This window comes from Paenibacillus agricola (assembly GCF_011440305.1).
Lineage (GTDB): Bacteria > Bacillota > Bacilli > Paenibacillales > NBRC-103111 > Paenibacillus_S > Paenibacillus_S agricola.
The window spans coordinates 553,409-575,878 of the sequence record NZ_JAAOIW010000002.1 but is presented as its reverse complement, the minus strand read 5'-3'; the positions used below and the strand labels follow the sequence as shown (position 1 = coordinate 575,878).

20 protein-coding genes are annotated in these 22,470 nt (G+C 47.1%); 17 read left to right on the top strand and 3 right to left on the bottom strand.

Annotated elements, in window-relative coordinates; all coding sequences use genetic code 11:
* Positions 1-66 precede the first annotated feature (66 nt).
* The 6 genes from G9U52_RS07085 (at position 67) to G9U52_RS07060 (ending at position 8,939) form a co-directional block, all read left to right on the top strand.
* Positions 67-2,235: a helix-turn-helix domain-containing protein gene (locus tag G9U52_RS07085; protein ID WP_166147700.1), complete on the top strand. Its 2,169-nt coding sequence runs from the start codon at positions 67-69 to the stop codon at positions 2,233-2,235.
* Between the two features lie 95 nt (positions 2,236-2,330).
* Positions 2,331-3,302, top strand: coding sequence for an ABC transporter permease (locus tag G9U52_RS07080; protein ID WP_166147698.1), 972 nt, complete (start codon positions 2,331-2,333; stop codon positions 3,300-3,302).
* Positions 3,303-3,315: 13 nt separating this feature from the next.
* Positions 3,316-4,212: a carbohydrate ABC transporter permease gene (locus G9U52_RS07075; protein ID WP_166147696.1), complete on the top strand. Its 897-nt coding sequence runs from the start codon at positions 3,316-3,318 to the stop codon at positions 4,210-4,212.
* A 38-nt stretch (positions 4,213-4,250) separates the two neighbouring features.
* On the top strand, positions 4,251-5,813 hold the full coding sequence (locus tag G9U52_RS07070) for an extracellular solute-binding protein (protein ID WP_166147694.1): 1,563 nt from the start codon (positions 4,251-4,253) through the stop codon (positions 5,811-5,813).
* A gap of 34 nt (positions 5,814-5,847) precedes the next feature.
* Positions 5,848-7,785 carry a DUF8769 domain-containing protein gene (locus G9U52_RS07065; RefSeq protein ID WP_166147692.1) on the top strand — a complete coding sequence of 646 codons (1,938 nt, stop codon included), beginning with the start codon at positions 5,848-5,850 and terminating at the stop codon, positions 7,783-7,785.
* Positions 7,786-7,826: 41 nt separating this feature from the next.
* Entirely contained in the window at positions 7,827-8,939 is a 1,113-nt protein-coding gene (locus G9U52_RS07060; RefSeq protein ID WP_166147690.1) for an oligogalacturonate lyase family protein, read from the top strand.
* A gap of 42 nt (positions 8,940-8,981) precedes the next feature.
* Here the strand turns inward: G9U52_RS07060 and G9U52_RS07055 are convergent, their stop codons facing one another.
* A complete protein-coding gene (locus tag G9U52_RS07055) occupies positions 8,982-9,449 on the bottom strand; it encodes a heme-degrading domain-containing protein (protein WP_207952825.1) in 468 nt (155 codons plus the stop codon).
* A 318-nt stretch (positions 9,450-9,767) separates the two neighbouring features.
* Between G9U52_RS07055 and G9U52_RS07050 the strand changes: the two genes are divergently transcribed.
* On the top strand, positions 9,768-10,058 hold the full coding sequence (locus G9U52_RS07050; protein ID WP_166147688.1) for a hypothetical protein: 291 nt from the start codon (positions 9,768-9,770) through the stop codon (positions 10,056-10,058).
* Between the two features lie 43 nt (positions 10,059-10,101).
* Positions 10,102-10,410: a hypothetical protein gene (locus tag G9U52_RS07045; RefSeq protein ID WP_166147685.1), complete on the top strand. Its 309-nt coding sequence runs from the start codon at positions 10,102-10,104 to the stop codon at positions 10,408-10,410.
* A gap of 99 nt (positions 10,411-10,509) precedes the next feature.
* Here the strand turns inward: G9U52_RS07045 and G9U52_RS07040 are convergent, their stop codons facing one another.
* The gene (locus G9U52_RS07040) at positions 10,510-12,456 is read right to left on the bottom strand and encodes a right-handed parallel beta-helix repeat-containing protein (protein ID WP_243767179.1); all 1,947 of its coding nucleotides are present in this window, start codon (positions 12,454-12,456) and stop codon (positions 10,510-10,512) included.
* A 274-nt stretch (positions 12,457-12,730) separates the two neighbouring features.
* Here G9U52_RS07040 and G9U52_RS07035 point away from each other — a divergent pair, with 274 nt between their 5' ends.
* The gene (locus G9U52_RS07035) at positions 12,731-13,777 is read left to right on the top strand and encodes a rod shape-determining protein (RefSeq protein WP_166147681.1); all 1,047 of its coding nucleotides are present in this window, start codon (positions 12,731-12,733) and stop codon (positions 13,775-13,777) included.
* A gap of 119 nt (positions 13,778-13,896) precedes the next feature.
* On the opposite strand, the gene G9U52_RS07030 is transcribed toward G9U52_RS07035, so the two are convergent.
* Complete coding sequence (locus G9U52_RS07030) at positions 13,897-14,685, bottom strand: class I SAM-dependent methyltransferase (RefSeq protein WP_166147679.1); 789 nt, start codon at positions 14,683-14,685, stop codon at positions 13,897-13,899.
* Positions 14,686-14,972: 287 nt separating this feature from the next.
* Between G9U52_RS07030 and G9U52_RS07025 the strand changes: the two genes are divergently transcribed.
* The 8 genes from G9U52_RS07025 to G9U52_RS06990 all read left to right on the top strand — a co-directional run bounded on the left by G9U52_RS07025 (position 14,973) and on the right by G9U52_RS06990 (position 22,441).
* On the top strand, positions 14,973-15,194 hold the full coding sequence (locus tag G9U52_RS07025; protein WP_311764822.1) for a helix-turn-helix transcriptional regulator: 222 nt from the start codon (positions 14,973-14,975) through the stop codon (positions 15,192-15,194).
* Between the two features lie 224 nt (positions 15,195-15,418).
* Positions 15,419-16,357 carry a VanW family protein gene (locus G9U52_RS07020; protein WP_166147675.1) on the top strand — a complete coding sequence of 313 codons (939 nt, stop codon included), beginning with the start codon at positions 15,419-15,421 and terminating at the stop codon, positions 16,355-16,357.
* Positions 16,358-16,374: 17 nt separating this feature from the next.
* Positions 16,375-18,042 carry a GspE/PulE family protein gene (locus G9U52_RS07015; protein ID WP_311764813.1) on the top strand — a complete coding sequence of 556 codons (1,668 nt, stop codon included), beginning with the start codon at positions 16,375-16,377 and terminating at the stop codon, positions 18,040-18,042.
* Between the two features lie 30 nt (positions 18,043-18,072).
* Positions 18,073-19,284: a type II secretion system F family protein gene (locus G9U52_RS07010; protein WP_166147673.1), complete on the top strand. Its 1,212-nt coding sequence runs from the start codon at positions 18,073-18,075 to the stop codon at positions 19,282-19,284.
* A gap of 59 nt (positions 19,285-19,343) precedes the next feature.
* A complete protein-coding gene (locus G9U52_RS07005) occupies positions 19,344-19,832 on the top strand; it encodes a prepilin-type N-terminal cleavage/methylation domain-containing protein (protein ID WP_243767177.1) in 489 nt (162 codons plus the stop codon).
* 149 nt (positions 19,833-19,981) lie between these two features.
* Positions 19,982-20,941, top strand: coding sequence for a type IV pilus biogenesis protein PilM (pilM, locus tag G9U52_RS07000; protein WP_166147670.1), 960 nt, complete (start codon positions 19,982-19,984; stop codon positions 20,939-20,941).
* A 4-nt stretch (positions 20,942-20,945) separates the two neighbouring features.
* The gene (locus G9U52_RS06995; RefSeq protein ID WP_166147667.1) at positions 20,946-21,731 is read left to right on the top strand and encodes a PilN family protein; all 786 of its coding nucleotides are present in this window, start codon (positions 20,946-20,948) and stop codon (positions 21,729-21,731) included.
* Between the two features lie 5 nt (positions 21,732-21,736).
* A complete protein-coding gene (locus tag G9U52_RS06990) occupies positions 21,737-22,441 on the top strand; it encodes a hypothetical protein (protein ID WP_166147665.1) in 705 nt (234 codons plus the stop codon).
* The last annotated feature ends 29 nt before the right edge of the window (positions 22,442-22,470 follow it).

Below are 22,470 nucleotides of genomic sequence, written 5' to 3'. Positions count from 1 at the left end.
TTATTAATCATATCATCCACAGTTTGGCTATCATATTTGAGCTCCAAAGGCAGTCTGGAGGAGCAGTTGAGGAATACGAATATTGCGCTCTTGAATTTGACCCAGCAAAAAATCGAAATGATGCTGCGCGAAATTGACACAAATACGATTAATTTTATTCAGGAGCCGGAGGTTGGTTTTTTTCTGAATGGCCGCTACATGAATGATGAGCTGCGGTTTAATCATTTTCGGGTATTGAATGATCGCTTCAAGACGTTGATTTTCGCCAACAATAATATTTCCTCCTTTTATTTGTATTCTCTGGAAAGCAAAAGTCTGCTGACAGGTACCAGCTTTTCGGATGAAGCGAATTTTTACGATATGAGCTGGAAGGATGCTTTTACTTCGATGAAGGGGTACCAGCAATGGCTGGATACGCGCAAAATCGTAGAGATCAACTCAGGGCTGCAGCTGGATAAAAATGTGATTACCCTGATCCGTTCGTATCCGCTGATCGGGATGCAGCAGTTCCGCAAAGGCGCGATTATCGTCAATATCGAAGAAAGCACGATTTCCAATCTGATTCAGGACGTGGATAAGCAAAGGGTCGGCAATACGTTGGTTATCAACGAGCAGGGCATGATCATTTCCTCGCAAAATAAAGCACAGCTATTCCAGCACATAAGCAGTATGGAATCAGCCCCGGCGCTGGGCCAACTGGCCGGCAGCGGCTATGCGGCCCACCAAACAAACAGCGGCAGCTACACAACCTTTTATTTGACATCGAGGTACAATGGTTGGAAATATGTGAGCATTATCCCGAATCCGGAGATGAACCGTCCGCTTGAAATTACCCGCAATTTACTGCTGACAGTCGCTATAGGGATGTTCGTATTGGCGATCGTTATTGTGTTTGCTGTTAGCAATTATACGTTTCGTCCATTGGAACTGTTTTTCCGCTCGTTTACCGAGAAAAAGCTGGGGCATCACGGCGATCTGACGTATATGGAAAAGTTTTTTAAGCAAATTATTTCGGATAATGAATCTCTGCAAAAGCAAATGCATGAGAGTTTGCCAGCATTGAAATGGCGCTTGATTATGAGCCTGCTGATGGGCGACAAGACGAACTATAGCCGGATGCAGCCTTATTTTGACACGCTTGGAATTAGCTTGTACCCGGTTCAATACGTTGTGCTGGTTATTGAGCTGGATCGTATCCAGGATATTGCCACGCCCCGCGATGTGTATTTATTTACCTATGCGATAAGCAATGTAGCCGAGGAATTGGTGGATGGTGTTTGCAAAGGTGTAACCGTTGAACTAACGGATGGCAGAGTGGCCGTCATTATGAGCTTTGAGGCGGAGGATGCCCAGGGGAACCAGCTTCAAGCATTACAGGTTGCGGATTTGGTCAAAAATTACGTCGCCGGGCATTTCAAGCAAACCGTTACGATCGGTATGGGCCGGCCGCATTTGCAGCTGGAGGGGATTCAGGCCTCGTATCAGGAATCGTTGAATGCTTTAAAATATAAGCTGATTATGGGCGATAACATCGTAGTATCGATCGAGGATATTGCTGGCAATAACCATAATGATAAATTTTACCGGATTTCAGGGATGAGCGAGGCTGTTGTCGGTTTGATTCAGGACACGGATAAGGTGAAGCTGGGTATGCAGCTGGAAAAAATGTTTGACGAAATCAGGTCAACTAATGTTCCTCCGGAAACCATTAAACAGATCTGTATTCAATTAATTATGAAATCGATCAAGGTCATTTCGGATAAAGGCATGGAAATTAAGGAGTTTCTTGACCCGAAGGAAAATATATATAACCGTATTGATGCTTGCGCGAATGTGGATGAGATCAAAAGCTATATCTCCGCCTTCCTGAACCAGCTCATTGTCCGCACAGAGGAGAAGCGTTTAATCAAAGGCAGTAACGATACAATCAAGCAGGTGCAGGAATATTTGGAGCTGCATTACATGGACAGTGATTTGTCGTTGAATTTGTTGGCATCAGAGTTTGGCTTAAGCGTCCCCTATCTGAGCAAGCTGTTTAAGGAAACGACGGAGACGAATTTTATAGATTGCTTGATACAAATTCGCATGGAAAAATCCAAGGAGCTATTGATGGATCCGAAGCGGAAAATAAACACAATCGCAGAAAGCGTCGGATATAACAGCACACACAGCTATATACGAATTTTCAAGAAGTATACAGGGCAAACACCGGGAGAATTCAGGGGGAAACCATAAAAATGGTGCAGAGGATAAAAAATGGACATTTCCAAATCCTGTAACAGCCGTTAGGATGAGGGGGTAATCCTATAAGACAGAAGGGAGGTGCATTAATGAAATCACAAATCGGCGGAGCGTCGGCAGAGACCGGTCTACATCAATCGGCTCAACCGAGACGGGTCAAGGCATGGAAGTACCTCAAGCGGGATAAATATTTATACCTGCTGCTGCTCCCGATATTGGCATATTATTTCACCTTTAAGTACGCACCTATGTTTGGTGAGATTATTGCTTTCAAAAATTATCGGTTTGCTGATGGTATTTGGGGAAGCCAATGGGTGGGACTTAAGCATTTCGAGCGGTTGTTCACGAGTCCGGATTTTTTTAATGTATTAAAAAACACGCTGTTGTTAAATGTGTACAGCATTGTGTTTGCTTTTCCGGTTCCCATTGTGCTGGCGATTATCTTAAACGAGGTCCGTGTGGAATGGTATAAGCGTACAATCCAGAACCTGCTGTACATCCCACATTTTATATCCTGGGTTGTGCTGGGCGGGATCGTGATTGCGCTGCTATCCCCTTCAACAGGTATCGTCAATATGGTGCTGGTTAAGGCGTTTGGGATGGAGCCGATTTACTTTATGGCCAGCAATTTTTGGTGGCCGATTATGTTCATCCTGTCCGGAATTTGGCAAAATGCCGGCTGGGGCACGATTCTGTACCTTGCCGCCATGGCGGGTATTGACCCGCAGCTATACGAAGCCGCCAAAATCGATGGAGCCAGCAAGCTACGGCGTATCTGGCATGTCACCATTCCGGGCATCCGAAGTACGATTGCGATCCTGCTGATCCTGCGGGTGGGGCAGATGATGGATGTCGGGTTTGAGCATATTTTTATTTTGCAAAATAAAGCAGTATATGAGGTTTCCAACGTGATTAGCACGTACGTGTACAATGCGGGATTAGTGGGCATGCAGTACAGCTACACGACAGCCTTGGGGCTGTTTCAATCGATTATCGGGCTTATTCTGATTGTGAGCGTCAATAAATTGATTAAAGCCATGGGTGAGAACGGGCTATGGTAAGGAGGGAAATACGATGTCGAGCAGACAGTCGTTATCAATAAGAGTAGTTTATGGCGCGTTGTATACGCTTATGGCTGTGTTAGCCGTGATGACGTTATTTCCGTTTATTCACGTGCTGGCTACATCGATGAGCGGATCACGGGCCGTGATGTCTGGGGAGGTTTTTTTATGGCCGAAGGATATCAGCTTTAACTCTTTTTCTAATTTGATCGCGGATGGGCAGCTTTTCAAAGCGATGCAAAACACGGTGGTCATTACGATAGTAGGCACACTGTTCAATATTATGGCGACGATTATTGCCGCTTATCCACTCAGCCGTAAACGGCTAAAGGGGCGGCATGTGATTCTGATGATGATTACTTTCACGATGCTGTTTGGCGGAGGACTGATCCCAAACTATATTTTGATAAAAACGTTAGGAATTATGAACACCTACTGGGCTTTATGGCTGCCGGGACTGTTAAGCACGTATAATTTCTTCGTGATGAAAACGTTTTTTGAGAATTTGCCTGCGGAGCTGGAGGAGTCGGCCGCCATTGATGGAGCCAATGATTTATTCATTATTTGGAAAATCATTATTCCGTTATCGATGCCGATTATTGCAGCACTGACGTTATTCTATGCAGTAAACTGGTGGAATTCGTACATGAACGTGCTGATGTTTATTACGAGCTCTGGTAAGCAGTCGCTGATGGTCAAGCTGCTGCAAATGATTGATACGACCAGCCAAAGCCTACTTAATGCCAATGCGGTAAGTGGCGGCGAAGGGGCAACGATGCAAAATTTGGTCACCCCTGAGGGCATCCGTGCGGCAGCTATCATCATTTCCGTTGCACCAATACTGTGCATTTATCCGTTTTTGCAAAAGTATTTTGTTAAAGGGGTATTGATCGGTTCGATTAAAGGCTAGCATTACTCAACTATTTATTAATGGAGGCGAAATGAAATATGTTTAAACGCACACATATGGCGCTTATGCTCGCAGGGATTTTAGCGGTTCTGCCGATCGCTGCCTGCAGCACGGATGGGGCTGATGGCAATAAGACGGATACGACGGCGGATGCCAAGAAAAAGCTGGAGGTCAGCATGACCATCCTTGATCGAGGTCAGGTAGCCAGCGATGAAGGAACCTACGAAAGCAACCGCGTCACGAAATATATCAACGAAAAATCAGGAGTTACGGTCCAATGGGTGCCAATCGTGCGGACGCAATCCACGCAAAAGATGAACACCTTAATTGCAGCCGGAGAAGCGCCAGATATACTGTGGGAGTTTGGTCGCGATTATATGTCGACGCTAAAGGACCAAGGAGCGATTCAGCCAATCGACGACTATATTGAGAAATACAGTACCTCCTATAAAAACTATTTGAAAGCGCACCCAGAATTGAAGCCGTACACGATGTTTGATGGGAAAACCTATATGGCTACAAGCGCACGTGGGATTGATGCAATTGCTAACCATGGGATGTGGATTCGCCAGGATTGGCTCGACAAGCTTGGTTTAAAAACACCTACGACGATGGATGAGCTAATGACGGTGATGCGCGCCTTTAAGGATAAGGACCCGGATGGCAATGGCAAGAACGATACGCTTGGCGCGGCCTTCAATTTTAATTACACCGGCATTATGCAGGCATTATTCGCTGCGCACAGCGGCCTCTGGTATTTGGAAAATGACAAGATGGTCAAAGGCAACTTCACAGATCGTTATACCGATGTTTTGGCGCAATTGAAGATTATGTTTGACGAAGCGTTGGTTGATAAAGAATACATTACCGATAAGAACTTCCAGAAGGAAAGACAGCTACTCGTTACAGGAAAAGCAGGTGTCTATTTTGCAAGCTGGAATATTGGTGCGGAGTACCGTGAGCTCAAGCAAAACGTGCCAGATGCCAAGCTAGTGCCTTTGGAGCCGGTGTCCACGAAATACGGCAAATTCGGGCTGTTCCAGGAGCCGCCTGCGAATCGGCTAATCGTGTTTAACAAAAATATGAAGGATCCCGAAGCGGCCGTCAAGCTGCTGGATTGGCTGGTTGATAAAAACTGGTTTGATGTCAGATTCGGGCAAGAGGGAGTTCACTACAAACTGGTTGATGGAGTCCCACAAGCCATTGATGCTGAGAAAAATAAAAAAGAGCTGCAATACGCTCCCGAATATGCCGTATTGGACCAGTACAGCCCGAAGCCTGAGGACTTTGTTATAATGGCCGCACAAGATCCGATCTCGCAGGAATACGCCAAGGTGCAGGGAGAATCGCTGAAGGTCGCGATGAAAAACAAGTTCAGGCGCGATATTCCTTTCAACCCTACATTCCCGGAGCTCAGCGAAACGGCAACAGCTTTTACGCCATTAGCGGAGGAAATTGAAACAAAAGTCATTACCGGCGGCAACCAGTATCAGGCACAATGGGGCATTGAGCAGCTGCGCAAGGAATGGAAACGCCTTGGCGGCGATAATGCCGATAAGCTGGCACAGCAATGGTATGAGAAAAATGTAAAAGGGAAGTAAGCAATATGAATCCATATAAGGAGTGTGTGGGGCTATGAAGCTGGAGCCTAAACAGGAGCAGCAGCAAGGGCAAGGACAGGTGCAGCAACAGCAGGGGGAACAGGGACAGGGACAGGAGCAGGGACAGGAGCAGGGACAGGAGCAGGGGAGGGAGCAGAGGGAGCAGAATCGGAAGCAGGAGCAGGGACAGATGCAGCAACAGCAGCTCTTGCGGCAATTGGATGTTTGGCATGCTGACTATAATCCTGAAGTGCAGATGGTGCGCAGGCCGTTCAGTACGCCCGGCTACCACACAACTCTGAAAAATGTGGAGTATACACATTCGACATTAGCTGCATTTATTTATGCTCTGGGGCTGCTTGATAGCAGGCTGCCCGCCAATGTGGAGCGTGCCTGTGAAATCATAAGCAGGGTGATCAGCTTGCAGGACCAGGACCCGGAGCATGCTACATTCGGCATCTGGTCGTGGTTTCTGGAGGAGCCGCTTGAAATGATGGCGCCGCCCGATTGGAATTGGGCTGACTTCTGCGGGAAGCGGCTGGTGTTGGCTGAGCAGCGGCACTCCGACCTGCTGAGCCCCTCCTTAAGGGAGCAGATCAAGCATGCGGTGTTCTGCGCTTGCGAGGCGATCATGAAGCGCAATGTTGGGCCTGGCTATACGAATATTGCGATAATGGGAGCGTTCGTTACCCTGATTGCCGGAGAGGTATACGGCCATCAGCCATATGTGGACTACGGGCTGGAGCGGTTAAGGAAATTTAGTGATTATACAAAGGAATTGGGTACGTTTCAGGAATATAACAGCCCGACCTATACGATCATCGCGATTCAGGAATTAGCGAGCATCCATACGGCGACCTCCAACGAGGAAGCCAAGCTTTTGAGCGCAGAGATGCTTGATGTAGCATGGCGGATGGTAGCTGAGCACTTCCACGCACCTAGCCGTCAATGGTCGGGACCACATAGCCGAAGCTATAGTACAATCCTGACCGACGGGGTGCTGTCATTCCTGCAAATGGCGAGTGGAGGAACACTTACCTTAAAGCCTAATACGGATATCAGCTACAATCTGGATTGGTATGGGGTTGAAATCCATTGTCCGCAAGCTTATTTGCCGGCGTTTCAGCATACGGAAGCCGCTACCCTTCGTCAGGACATCCATAAGGATGAAGCTGGCGTAGTTTATAATACGGCTACCACTTACATGAATGAGGCTATAAGTGTAGGCACATTCAGCAAGGATGTAATGTGGAATCAGCGCCGTAATCTATTAGGTTTTGTAAGGAATGGGGATAGCTTTAGCTATATCCACCTGCGGTTTTTGCGTGATGGTTATGATTACTCCTCGGCCGTGTTTTCCAGTGTGCAGGAACAGGGCGATGTTTTGTTCGGGGTTGGCTTCTGCACGGATGGCGGGGATACCCACATCGGTCTTGATCCCATCAACGGGACGATTGAAGCGTCCGATTTACGGCTCCGATTTGAAATTGGCGGAAGCTTGGAGCAGGTAGCGGTTGAAGCATTCACGCCGGAGGCAGAATCGATAATTGTGCGTATTGAGCAGCAGACGATGAATGTGGCGGCCTTATTCGCTGCATTTGATGGGGAGAAGCCGCGATGGGAGCTTGTACGTGTAGACGGTAAGCTGTCAATTGATTATGTGATTTATACTGGGGAGCGGAAGCAGTTCGACTTCACCCAGATACAGCAGGCCTTGCTTATGTTTGCTTTCCGCTTAGGTGAGGGGGCAAACGTAAGGGTGGATGCGACAGCAGGCTATACAAACCATGGACCTGAATCTGAAATTGATGACAGGGCTGGCGATGCTTCTGGAAGCATTGATGCTGAAGTAGCTGGAGTTGAAGTAACTGCCAGGCTCCATACAGCCGATGGAGCGTTACTATGGCTAAGCCTGCCAGTAAAGCCTGTAAAGAAGCAGGAAATGCTACGAGCAGGGAGTAGCAGCGTATAGCACAGCATGGTCCATAACCATACCCATTAGGAGGTTGTATCGTGGCGAAAGGTGACATCATAAATAATGATTTTCATGTGTTTACGGATGCCTATACAGGGCGCACGCTAACTCGGCTTACGGCGCCCGAGCAAGTTAATCATCATCCGTATTTTTACTATAAAATGATTACGAATGATCACCGCTATCTTATCTACGCGAGCGAAAGAAATGGACATCGCCAACTGTACCGCATGGAGTTAGGGGACGGAACGGCTCTGCAATTAACAGATGAACCCGGTATCCACGACTTTAGCTGCAGCCTTACCAGCGATGATCGTTATCTTATATATTGCCGGAACCACCAATTAATCCGTATGGATATGGGTACGCTCGGGGAGCAGGTTTTTTACGAAACCGAAGCGGGCTGGACCCAAACGGGGAGCCCCGGAATAAGCTCCGATGGCCGCTATTTGCTTCTGGTCGAAATGAACGACTGTGACCTTGTTGCCAGCAAAGGAGACTGGTCGTCCTTTGATTTGCAGTGGGCGAAACAACCGCATTGCAGAATTGTTTATGTGGATATGGAGCAGCAAACTAGCCGAATTGTCCATGAGGAGTTAAACTGTTGGCTGGGGCACCCGCAAATTCGTCCCCATGATCCATCGACCCTTTTATTTTGCCACGAGGGGCCAGGAGATAAGATTGATGCGAGGCTGTGGTTAATTCAAGCGGATGGTACGAATTTGCGCTGCGCCAAATCGCAGACACATGAGGAATTAATTACGCATGAATACTGGCTTGCTGACGGCTCCAAATTTGCATTTGTATATCGCCACCAAGACTTCAAGTCCCATGAAAGCATCCGTTTTATGGATCCTGTTACGATGGAAGAGGAGGAATGGATGGAGAGCTCAATGCTTTGCCATTTTATTTCCAATTATGACAACTCTCAAATCGTGGGCGACGGGCAGCTGCCCGAACAGCCTTATATTTATTTGATTGACGTTCAGAATCGGCGGGAAGAAAAGCTATGCTGCCATCATACGAGCTGGAAAAGCTATGGGAACACACAGGACGCGCATCCCCACCCCGCTTTTTCACCGGACGGCTCGTTTATCATTTTTACATCGGATATGGAAGGAATTCCTTGTATTTATAAAGTCGATTTGTGAATAATAGGGACGCTTACCTTAGCGGCGATAAGCGTCCTTTGTTTATTTTAGAAATTGCCTAATCGTAGAGGTCACCAGATTATGGTCCTCCTCTGATGTCATGCCGGACACGGTAATCGTTCCGACGATCCCGACGTTTTTGATGAAAATAGGAAAGGCACCGCCGGTTGCGACATATTGTGTTGGGTCAAGCAGGTATCTTTGCTCGAGCGTTTTCGAGTTGGATTTCAATAAGCATGCCATATAGTGCGAGCTATGCCCAAAACGCAGGGCCACTCTGCTTTTCCGGTTAACCCAATCATCATTGTCTACGGATTGTCCTGCAAGTGCAGCATGGAAGAGCTGGTGTCCATTTCTTATGATGTCTACTGTGATGGATTTATGGTTTTGCTTGGCAGTTTCTACGATTTTGCATCCAATATCAAAGGACATGTCATTAGTAAATTGTGTAAACTGTAGTTCCTCCTCTTCCTCAAGCAGGATTTTTAATAATTGGCTATAATCCTCCATATGAATCGCTTCCTTTCGTATATAATTGATCTTATTATCATACCTTGTTAACACTAGCATAGCTGAAAAACGTTTTAAATAAAAGGTTCTCAAACAAACCGCTGGCAGGAAAAATCCCCTACGGTTTATTTTGGTTGCTTACAGGTATAAAAGTAGAAATACTAAGCAGAATGAATAAAAAAAGCTTCGTTTTACTGAAAGAAAGCCTGCAGGCTCAGACTTTTTTTTACACTTTTCGACACACTGATATACTATTTGAGAGAATATTGGTATGATATTAGTAATGAGTGTTTTAAAATTGAATGGGAGCTTGATCCTATGTCTAGGCTGCTTGCTAATTTATTTTTATTTTGTGACACAAATAAAGAAAGCACGAGTAAATTAAGAATTACTAATTATGCTCATGTCGAAGAAACCATTGAATATGACTGTCGTTCCATCGAATTTGAAATGACGCCGTATGACAGTCTAAACATTGTTGTAAATAAAGGGGAAGGCACATTATCATTCATGCTTCAGAATTGTGTGACAAGCTTTGAAGAAAGAGAAAGCAAAGTTAACATTTATCATTCGAATCAATTATATTTAGTATTTGAGTTTATCAATTAGAAGCCAGCCCAAAAATACGTACAATGAAAAGGGGAAAATAAAAGTGCTAGTTAGCTTAAATTTTACGGTTAAAGGAAAAGTAGCAATTGAAAATTTTACGAACGATGAATTGTTGGAGATATTTGCTAGATATATTAATACATTAACTAAGAAATACGCGGTTGATGTTGTAGTACCCATAGAAGATAACCAAGAAATTGTTGCAAAGGGCTCAATCAAGGTCACGCTTAAAAATGTGAATTGTGATGTAGATGTGTTTTTTAAAGAGCTGGGCAGAGATATTAAAATCCCTTTGAAAAAAAGACTGGACGGCAAGCTGGATAACGTCTTTAAAACCGAGATGCTGAAATAGCCTATTGCACCTAAAGTCTGCTGGCTTGGAGGCAAAAGAAAAACGGCTAACCGAAGTTATCGGTTAGCCGCGGGCAAGGGTGACCGTCTTCTATTGGCATTAATTGTTGGATGTGTCACCTGAACTGCCTGGGGCTGTAATAGATAACGCAGATGTAAATCTGTTTCCGTTCACCTTATACTTGCCTGTATTGCCGGCTGTAAAGGTAAGCTGGAAGGTGTTAGCGGCATTCCCGGTAACCGAAATGAAGTCGCCATTCTTTTGGTCTGTTATTGTCATATAAGCATTGTTGTTAGTATTGGCAACAATATTCCCCTGTATAAGCAGGTTTTTAACATGGCTGTTTGCATCCATGGGAGGAGAAGGCTGCACGAACAATCCCAGTGTATTTTTTAGGATGTTATTAGATATAATAGCGTTATCCGTTTTATAGCCACGCAGAAAAATGCCTGCATTAAGCACGTTGTCCACAATATTGTTACTGATAACAACGTTTTGTATGCCCAAAGGATAGCTTGCTGTACCACCGACCATAATGCCGATACATTCATTTCGAGGCATATCTTTTACGGTGTTTCCGGTTACAATGGTATTGGCGGCAGCACGAACGATTTGAATCCCCACCGTGTCTTTACTTCCATCTGTAACCACTCCATTATTCTCACAATAGTTATCAGAAAACTGAATACTCTTAACCGCATAATGAGTATCAATTCCCCTGCCCCAATTACGATTAGCGGTAGCTCCAATAACCTTGCCTGAGATACAATCCATCGATACGCCATAGCCGTCAGCAGCGTTAAAGCTAGGGTTTCCATTATCGTTAAAATCTCCACCTATAACCGTAACATCAGTTGGATAACCTGATATTGACCCCGACGTTTCACCTGCCGTATTTCCACAACAAACCCCAGAGTGGCCGTTACGATAGCTGTAGCAGTTAAGAATCATCACATTGCTCGTATCTGCGCCTCCGATTGCAATCCCTGCCCATGTGACACGTTGCACCTCACAGTTTTCTACAAGGATATTCGTACCACGAACCTCGATACCATTCCTTGCTTTTCCTCCAGCTGCCAGAGTCGCCGGTCCTGTGTAAGTGACGGTCAAATCACGGACGATTGTATTGGTTCCTGTTATTCTAAGAATTGGAATATCATGTGTAGCCGGAACCGTGTTGCTTGTAATAACAGCGCCTTTTTCTGCTTGTATGGTCAGGTTGCTTTTCGCAATGATCACATTGGTTACTTTATACGTCCCGATTGGGATAATTAACGTTCCGCCATTCGGCAGGGCGGCCATTGCCGATGCAAAGGCAGCTGTATCATTGGTAACGCCATCCCCCTTGGCCCATTCTTTGAGGCTGCGATAAGGAAGGGAGCTGGCTCCGCTGCCTGGTGTTCCTGGAGACCCTTCAGGCCCTGCAGGTCCCTGAGCGCCGGTAGCCCCTGGAGCACCCGCGCTTCCGGGGTCGCCTTTGACTCCCGGCGAACCTGTTGCACCGGTAGCGCCTCTTGCCCCCGTAGGGCCTGCTGGGCCTTGCGAGCCCGAGCCTGTCCCAGAGCCTGCGGGTCCTTGTGACCCTTGGACACCCTGAGGCCCCTGTGGACCAGGGTCGCCCTTGTCGCCTTTGTCTCCCTTAGCTCCTGGAAGTCCTGCTGCGCCCGCGCTTCCCGTACTTCCCGTACTGCCGGTAGTTCCTTTGATCCCTTGAATCCCTTGAATGCCCATGGCTCCAGTAGCTCCAGTAGCTCCAGTAGCTCCAGTGGCTCCAGTGGCACCTTTGGCGCCAGTAGGTCCCGCGGGTCCTTGTGAGCCAGAGCCCGTCCCAGAGCCTGCGGGCCCCTGTGGACCAGGGTCGCCCTTGTCGCCTTTAACTCCTGCTGCGCCCGCGGTTCCAGTGCTGCCAGTGGCACCTTTAAGCCCTTGAAGCCCCTGAGGTCCTTGAGGTCCCGTTGCGCCAGTGGCACCCTTCGGTCCCATGGGCCCAGTAGGCCCGGGAGGGCGGCGATCCCGATCAGTCTCCAAATTATCAGAACTTTCCATCGTTATTTCCTCCTTTACGTATGAGTGACCTATCATACTACTATATATGTTATGGAAATCTATTAGATTGGGAACTGATCTAAAGCACATTATTTAAACATTCAGTCTTTTATACCTTGAAACGGCAATTGCAAGGGGCTAGGAAAATTTTGCTATGGCTATCATTTATATGGATACCCCCAAAGTAGAGCGGCTCTGCGCGAACAGTATGAAGGCTGCTATATAACCGCTATCATGGCACATAGTCTATTGAACAGCGAGAAGGAGTGTGCTTATGTTTAAAAGGTTTGAACAAATGTTTGGCGTTGATTTGGGAACCTGCAATACCTTAATTTATCAGCAAGGCAATGGAATTGTTTTGCGGGAGCCGTCTGTCGTAGCTATCCGCAAGGATACGGGACAGATTGAAGCCTTTGGTGAAGAAGCTTATGCAATGATCGGAAGAACCCCCGCTAATTTGGAGGTCATCCATCCATTGAAGGAGGGAGTTGTTGCTAACTTTGATATGGCCGCTGCGATGCTCAAGCATTTTATAAGCAAAGTGCAAGGAAGATATAACTGGTTTCGTGGCTCCCAAGTGTATATTTCCGTACGTTGTGGAATTACCGAGGTGCAGAAACGTGCTGTCGAAAATATGGTGGTACATAAAGGCTCGAAGAGGTCGGTTACCATTGAGGAGCCTTTAGCTGCGGCTATAGGAGCGGGACTTCCCATCAGTGATCCGATTGGCAATATGGTAGTTGACATCGGTGGGGGGACGAGCCAAGTGGCTTTAATTTCCCTTGGTGGAATCGTGGTAAGCCAAAACATACGGCTTGGCGGCATGTCAATTGACCGGGATATTATCGAATATGTGAAAAAAACATACAATGTCATCATAGGCGAGCGAACAGCTGAGGAAATCAAAAAAACTATAGCTTCGGCAGTAATGCCGGAAGCGGATATACGGATGGACATCAGAGGTAATGATTTAGTAGCAGGCCTGCCGATAACGATGTCCATTACTTCAAAGGAGATTTACGAGATTTTTGACCATTTTTCGATGTCGATTGTAGAAAGCATCCGGCAGACGATGGAGCAATGCCCACCTGAGCTGGCTGGCGATTTAATGGAGCGGGGTATCCTGCTATGCGGAGGCGGTGCGCTGCTACAGGGGCTGGACCAGAGGCTGCAGCAAGAAATAGGGGTTCCTGTGCATTTGGCGGAGTTTCCTATGGAATGTATCGCACAAGGGGCAGGCAGAATGCTCAGCTTCAAAGCTGAATCCATAGGGAATTACACGTCCTCCAATGAAGCTCTGGAAGCTGCGGCCAATCAATAAGCAGTATTGGGCAAGCTGTATCCAGATTTATCCAGAAGTCAAAAACCTCCAGATCCCACTTTTTTAGTGGCATTGGAGGTTTTTTCGTATCGTTCTCTTAGCAATGGGCACTGCCAGAGTCAGGGATATAATGGGGATAATTCCATATCCATTTTATCGGCAATTAGAGTGTAAAACTCTGGAAAACTCGGATCTGTGGGGCTTGGTATTTCTTCAAATATCCGTATAAATAACCCCGCTGTCCCTACTGCGGTAATAATCTCACCGACTGTCCAACCTCGCACTAACACCTTACCCAAATCAGAGCGATCCTCCTCAGGTAACAACTTAGCAAAAGCCACTTCTCCTTCCTTAATACTATCGTCAAAGTAATTGCCAGTTGGCTGTTTTAAATGGTATGTGTTCATCCATGCACGTGCGAAAGGATGAAAGTCAGTCAAGATAAATCGACCCCTTTTCCCTAGTCTGCGATGAACCACAGAGAAAATAGAGCTGAGGTCTGTAAAATAATGCAAAATTCCAAACTCCATCAACACGATGTCAAATTCGCCTAGTGTCTCTTCGTTCGGGATATGCAAAGCGTCAGAACAGATGTAGTCGAGTTCCACACCTGCGGCAGCTGCAGTCTGCATCGCGTACAACCGATTTTCTTCAGATATGTCCACCACGGTAACATCAGCACTTAGCAATGCTAACGAAATTGCCTTTCGACCGTGCGAGCCAAGGAGATTAAGAACCCGCTTGCCTGCTGGATCACCAATGTACTTTAGCCAATAACGCAGAAGATGCTTGTGTTCCAGCTTCAGTTTTACCGCAAGTTCATCTGGTGTTCCATACTCTTGAACCCAAGCCTGATACGCTTTCGTTTCCCACGCAACCTTGTTCGCAATTGCCAGTTCTTCTTGCACACACATACCTCCCAGATTCATTTGTTATCGGCAGAAGGTATATATTACCATTTATAAGTTATTTGTCAACGTTTTTAACTCTACTTCCAGATAGCTCAATGAATTGTGACTAAAATTTTGCGCATCATTCATCTCACGCTTCATAAGAAGTCAATGTAAATGCAATTTGCTATAGCTTACCGAAAAAATTACAGACGACACGAGAATATGACAAAGTTCTCAGGGACAAGCCCTTATAATACATAGTAACTATAAAGCGAAAGGATGTAGGCTGTCCGTTGAATGATGTGATGATGGAAAACCGGATTAAAGAAACAACCGAGAATTACCATTTAACCGCGAGGGAAAAAGAGATTTTATTTTATTGGGTGAAGGACTTTGACCACAGGCAAATTGCTTTGCTGCTAGGTATCAGTCGAAATACGGTGAAGGTGCATATTGCCAAAATCAACCTGAAGCTACAGGTGAATTCGAAGGCATCGCTGATTTTGAAGGTTTTGAATGTGTAATGTTGAATGTGTAAGTAGCGCTTCATTCTAGCAAAAGCCTGGAAGGTAAACTTCCATTTGGTTTTGTTGGGATGAAGTGTTTTTTATGTGTTGGTGCTTTCTAATACCGAGGTATTAATCTTTAGGCTGTACTCCCTGCGGGTAATATTCCTGCAACAAGATTTGTGGTTTAATGATATCAAAGATACGAATTGTATCGGCGAGTTGGGAGGTGAGTGAAAAAGTTGAGGGCATCACGAAAATCGACAAGATCGGGAAGATGGGGTAAATCAGCCAGGCCAAGAAAAATAGGAATTAAATTGGGGCTAAAGGGACAAAAAATTATGGTATGCCTGGGAGCCATAGTGGTCATTACTGGCATGGGAACTGTCTTATGCAAAGGGGGGATTTGGGAAGCGGGTACGCTCTCGGCAGAGGCAAATACGACTGTGATGGAAGCAGCCAGCAAACTTGAAACTTTGATGAGTTTTGTGATACAAAATGTAACTAGTGAAAAAGTGGATGATTCGCTCCCTATTGTCGAGGTGGCAGGTGCTGTAAAGGTGGATGAGGGGCAGAAGGCTTTTTTTAACAAGCTGAACCAGCTAGAGCTAAAGCCGCAAAAGCAATTTGTATATAGTGAGTGGTTTGCGGCTGTTGAACCACAGCTAAGCGAGAAGCCGACAGAAGCGACTTATTCCTATCTGGCTTCGCTTCTATACGAGGCTGCCATCAAGTCTGGCTTGCAAGCTGGGGCGCGCCACCTGCACCAGCAGCTACCGGAATATGCCTCGCCCGGGTTTGATGTGTTCGTCCGTCCTGGACGTAATGATTTGTCCTTATATAACCCGAAGCCAATCAGTGCCAAGGTTACGGTTACGTATACGGATGATGTGCCCCATATTACTCTTTTTGCTTTATCTTCAGCAGGATGGAAGGCTGTGCAAATCTCGGTAAAGCAAACTTATTACAAGCCTGAGAGCGTGCATATTTTGGATCGTTCGCTGGCGCTTGCGGGCGAGGTCACCCAACAGGCAGGGCAAGCCGGGCAGCTTATCGAGGTGGTGGTGGGAGAGAAGCTGTTAACTAAAGATTTTTATTTGCCCTCACCTACTATTATTGGGCATGGGGCAATGCCGGATGAGCTGGCGGCTGCTTACCCTGCGAGACTCAAAATGGATTGAAAAGGAGAAACTTTATCGTGCGAAATGCTGAACTTTATATGAGAAGCGGGAAGGTTACACAGCAGCAGCTGGATGAAGCGGTCAAAAGGCAACAGCTGACGAAAAAAAGCATAAACGAGACACTGGTGGAAATTGGCGCGATTACGGAACGGCAGATGGTGGAGATTCTGGAGGTGCAGCTAGGGCTGCCTTCCGTTCAATTGTATGAAACCGAGATTGACCGCAGCGTTGTGCTGAGCATCACTGAGGCGGTCGCACGGAAGTATTGCCTCATTCCGATTCAGCGCCAAGGCGGCAAAATCAAAGTGGCAATCGCCGACCCGCTTAATTACGAAGCGATCGAGGAGGTACGGTTGCTGACGGGGTCGATGATCCAACCGCTGATTGCCGCCAAATCGGAAATAGAGGAAGCGATTCGCCAGCATTACCGCCTTGAGGATTCGATGGGTGGGCTGCTGGAGGAAGCCGATTTCTCGCCAGAAAGCAACCTCGATGAGGAGCAGGACGAGCAATCGGCACCGATTATTCGCATGGTCCATCAAATTATTCAATCTGCCGTGCTGCAAAAGGCTAGTGATATCCATATCGATCCACAGGAGAAGCAGGTGCTTGTGCGATACCGCTTGGACGGTATGCTGCAGACGGAGAAGCAGATGCCGAAGTCGATGCAGAACGTGCTTACGGCTCGATTGAAAATTATGGCCAAGCTGAATATAGCCGAGAAACGGCTGCCTCAGGATGGACGCATCCATATGAAAATCGAGAAGGCTACCATCGATATTCGCGTATCGACCTTGCCAACGGTTTTTGGCGAAAGCATCGTATTGCGGATACTCGACCAGTCAGCAGGCATAAAAAAAATTAATGAGCTTCATTTCAGTGAAAGCAATGACCGCAATTTTGAACGGATGATCCAAAAGCCGTATGGCCTGCTCCTGATCAGCGGACCGACGGGAAGCGGCAAAACCTCGACGCTTTACTCCGCACTAGGGCAGCTTAATCGCCCGGACGTGAAGATTGTAACGATCGAGGATCCGGTGGAATACAATCTGCAAGGGATTACACAGGTCCATGTGAATCCGCAAATTGGCTTGACGTTTGCGGTGGGGCTTCGTTCCATCCTTCGCCAGGATCCCAATATCGTCATGGTAGGCGAGGTGCGGGACACCGAGACCGCTGAAATCGTCGTCCGCGCCTCCTTAACCGGCCATCTGGTGCTCAGCACGATACATACGAACAATGCGCTTAGCGCCATTCATCGTCTGAATGATATGGGCATCGACCGGTATTTGATTGCCCCAGCTTTATCCTGCGTAGTGGCCCAGCGGCTTGTCCGCAAAGTATGCGCATCCTGCGCGCAGTTCTTGCCGGCGAGAGAGGACGAGTTTCGGCTATTCGAAGAAAACGGGCTGCTCGATTCCTCGGAGGGACCGCTGTTCGTCACCAAAGGCAAGGGCTGCGGTGCCTGCAACCATACCGGCTACAGCGGGCGGATCGCGATTCAGGAGGTACTTGTAGTTGACGAGCAGCTGCGCAGGCTTATTATCCAGCACCGCCCATTGGAGGAGATGGAGCAGCATTTGCGGGAGACCGGCTACGAAACCCTGCTGGTTGACGGCCTGCGTAAGGCGCAGCAAGGGCTAACGACAGTGGAGGAGGTCATCAAGGCTGTCTCGGATGAATAAAGGCGGCAAATTAGAAAGGGGGGTGTAGCTGTGCCCAATTATTACTACGAGGCTGTAACTGACAGCGGTAAACGCATGTGTGGATTCCATCGCTCCTTAAGCAAGCAAGCGGCAATCCATGATCTCAAGGCCAAAGGCTATGCCATACGCAGCATACAGGAAAAAGCAGGCTCTATCTGGAGCACTGAGCTGGAGCTTGGCAAAGCAGTCAAGCTGGAGCATTTTGTGATTTTTTGCCGGCAGCTTGCCACGCTGATACGAGCCGGTATCCAGATTGACCGATCACTTGAGATTATGGTTGAGCAAACGAAAGCGAAGAAGCTGAAGCTCAGCCTGGTTCAGGTGCTGGAGCAAGTCCTTGCAGGTAATCCGTTGTCAAAGGCAATGGGTGAGCATCCGCGAGTTTTTCCCGAGATGTTTATTAATATGGTGGCATCGGGAGAAACAGGAGGGCATCTCGATGATGTGCTTGACCGTATGGCGGAAAGCTATGAGAAGGAGAATGAAACCGTGCAGAAGGTAAGGTCTGCAATGACGTACCCGATCCTGTTGATTATTGTTGCCATCGGCGTCGTTATTTTCCTTTTGATCCAGATTGTCCCGACCTTTGTAAGCTTGTTTAATGATCAGGGCGAACAGCTGCCTTGGATAACAAGGCTAATTCTAGGCGCTAGTGATTTTGTGGTGAATAGCTGGTGGATGATCGGCATTGCAATGGCCGGCTTCCTACTAATGGGAAAGGTGGCGCTAAGTACTGAACAAGGCAAATATTATGGGGATTTGCTCAAATTTAAATTACCTATATTCGGTGTGGTATTCAAAAAAGCAGCAATTGCAAGAATGGCCCGCACCATGTCATCGCTTTATGTGAGTGGTGTAGCGATTGTCCAGTCCCTAGATATTACAGGGCGAGTCGTCGGCAACCGCGTGCTGGCGAAGGTGCTGCAGGAATCACGCCATAGCTTGCAGCAGGGGGAGCTGCTATCTACCCCATTTGCGGCCAGTAAGCTGTTCCCGGCGATGGTGATCCAAATGATTATGGTGGGTGAGGAAACGGGGCAGCTGGATAAAATGCTGGCGAAGGTGGCGGATTTTTTCGAAGCGGATGTTAATCATAGTGTGGATCGGCTTAAGGCGGTTGTCGAGCCGGTGCTGCTGCTGCTTATCTCCATCGTTGTTGGGGGTATCGTCGCTGCGGTCATATCGCCGATGTTTGCGATGTACCAGAATTATTTAAAGTAAGAAAAAAGTGAAGACCTGCAAGCTGATCAAAAAAATATGAAACAGGAGTGCTGTCAACCATGGAGCTTATGAAAAAGAGAATCAACCTATTAGGAAAAATAACAGGAAATGAAAAAGGCCTCACCTTAATTGAGCTTTTGGCGGTTATTGTGATCCTTGCGATCATTTCGGCAATTGCTATACCGGCCATCGGCAGCGTTATAAGCGGCACTAAGAAAAAGGCGCATAACGCCAATGGGATTACTGCCATAAATGCTGCGCGGTTTAAGGCAATCAATGACAGCCCAACGGTGGAAAAAGTGTACAAGCTGAAAGACTTAGTAACTGAAGGGTACTTGGAGAAAATTCCATCCGACCCGGATGTTAAAGGCAGTACATATGGCGATGAAACCTCATATGTTACCGTTAAGCTTATAGGAATTACGGGGAATTATAGCTATTCGGCTACTTTGGCACCAAGTGGTACGGGAGCTCTTTTATATTTTAAAGATAAAAGTGAAGAGCACTTGACTCAAGGAACGGAAGATGCTGAACCGGAAACACCTTAATACGCATCGTTCACACATTACAAATGAACCATCAGGCATCATACCCATGGTTTCTGTAGGTAATTTCAGGCGATGGTTGGGCATTCCGCTTTTGGTCCCTATGCCACGACCCCAGCCATAGCCAACTCAAAGGAAAGAGGTGCATCCATATGTTAGGTCTACGCCAAAAGATAAGCTGCGGTCTGCAAATTCTAAGTGATGAAATCCGCATCGTTGTGATCCATCCTGGCTCCAGAAGCCTATCCATGAAGCGATGCCACTCGGAGCCGCTCGCTCCTGGCGTGATCCAGAATGGGAAAATTGTAAACGAAGAGGCAGTTTCCGAGGCAATCCGCCATATAGCCCAAATGCTAGGGATTCGTGGAGCGGGTATTTACCTTTCCGTTCCTACCTCAAGCACGATCCTGCGCAAATCGATATTTCCCGTCATGAACGATAAGGAGCTGCGCAATATGATTGATGTGGAGCTGAATAGTGGAAGCCAGATGCCTTTTAAAGATCCCGTGTTCGATTATGTGCGCTTAGGCAGCGCAGCGATTGCCAATCCTGAGGAGAAGGTGGGCCGTAAAACCAAGCCAAAGCAGGAGGAGGTATTGATTTTCGTCAGTCCAGCCCAAGTGGTAGAAAGCTATGTACGTGTTGTAAGGGAAGCGGGGCTTAAGCCGTTGTCCGTTGAGCTGGAATCGCTGGCCTCCTTCCGCCTGCTGCTTCAATATTCGGAACGCAGCAAAACGCAGCTGCCCGAATGCTTCATTATGATTAATGCGGAGTCGGCAAGGCTGGAATTTAGTATTTTTGTTGAAGGAATCCCGGTGTTTCTGCATTCCGTGGCAGATGTAGGTGCTGGAGCCTCCTACGCCAAAACCGTGACAACCGAGCTAAGCCGGATTATGTACTACTTTAGCTACTCCATATCCACCAAGCAGGAGGACATTCAGGCGCTTTATTTGTTAGGAGCTGAAGACCAGCTGGCAGAGCTGCCTAGACGGCTTCGGGAGGTTTTTGATGGACAGGTTCATACGATTTCGCTTGAAGGATTACTCCAAGAACAAATCGATGCCGTCCAAGCTTACGCGATACCGATAGGATTAGCATTGAAGGGGGCTTAGCGAGGTGAAGCTGGAGTACAATATAAACTGGATTTCATTAGATATTAATTTAATGCAAAAGCGTGAGCCGGGCTACAGCTCGGTTATTGTGCCGATTCTGCTCATTCTGGCAGCAATGGGGGCAACGGGTGCTTTTGGGTGGTTATGGTATGAGGAGCAAAGCAAGCTGGCAAGTGCCCAGAAGCAATTGGCGGAGGTTACGCAGCTGGTATCAGCCCTGGAAAAGAAGCTCCAGGAAAATAACTCTGGCGGGCAGCTGGGTGATCTGCTAAGCCAGCCAAAGCTGTTAAAGCAGCAGAAGCCAGTCGCAACAGCGCTGCTGCAGCAATTGAATAAATTGCTTCCGCTGCACGCAAACGTTATTCAATTGGAGATGAACGGGCAGGAGCTGCTGAAGCTGACGCTTAATTTTGCGACGTCGGAGGATGTGGTCAGCTTCTCGCAATCCGTTCAGGCCGCAGAGCATTTTAAGCTGATCCGAATGGGCGCGATCAATAATGTAACCAATACACTGGGGAATACAGCTGTAGCTAGTGCAGATGTAGCTAATGCAAATGGAACAAGCATCGGCCATGTATTACAGCCACAGGAGCAGCAATTGCAAGGTTCATTCGCACAAGAGCAGTTGCCGGAAGGCCAGCCTACGCAAGAGCAGCATCCGGAGATCCAGCCCGTAGAAGGTCAGCCTATACAGCAGAATTCTACGCAAGAGGGTGGGCAAAGCCGTAAGCTTCCTATTTATCAAACGACTTTTGAATTGAAGTATACCAGTGACGGCAAAAGGGGTTGAGTAGGATGGGAGTTATTCGACATAAAAAAATGCTTTGTTATGTGATTGTAGTTTTTGTGCTGCTGCTTGTGGCTGGGTATGCATACCTGATACAGCCGATAGGCCTTCGAACGTTGGAAACAGAGCGGAGTTTGGCCAATAAACAGAAACTAGCTGCTGCCTTGCAATCCCAAATGGGCAAGGTTGCTGAAACTCCCGACTCGGATCGAGTCAAACTAGAGGTAGTTCGCCGCCAGATTCCTGAGCAGCCATTCATGGAGACGATTGTTCGTGATTTACGAAGGCTGGAGGTCGTGAGCGGTACACAGCTCAAGCAATATAATATCGAGGTCGGTACTACAGGTCTTGTTGATACAAGCATACAGAAAACAAAAGCAGCAGTAAAAGACAAGTCCGCAGAGGACAAAACCAACGAAAAGCCCCATTTGAACGTGACTCCCATTCAGATAGAGACGAGCTTTATTGGCACCTACAATCAAATTTACCAATTATTTGCCGAAATGGAATCCTTGGATCGATTAATCCAGGTGGATAAAATGTCTTTTCATCTCAAGCAAGGTCCACTTGTTCAAATAAATGCACCCGGACAATTGATCATTTGCAATCTCACTCTGGCTGCCTATTATTCTCCAGCACTGCAAGCCCTGCTGAAAAAGCCGAATGACATAGACTATACAAATTCGAGCGGACGGACCAATCCTTTTAATTAACTCAGCGCAGATGGGCGATTACTTATGTT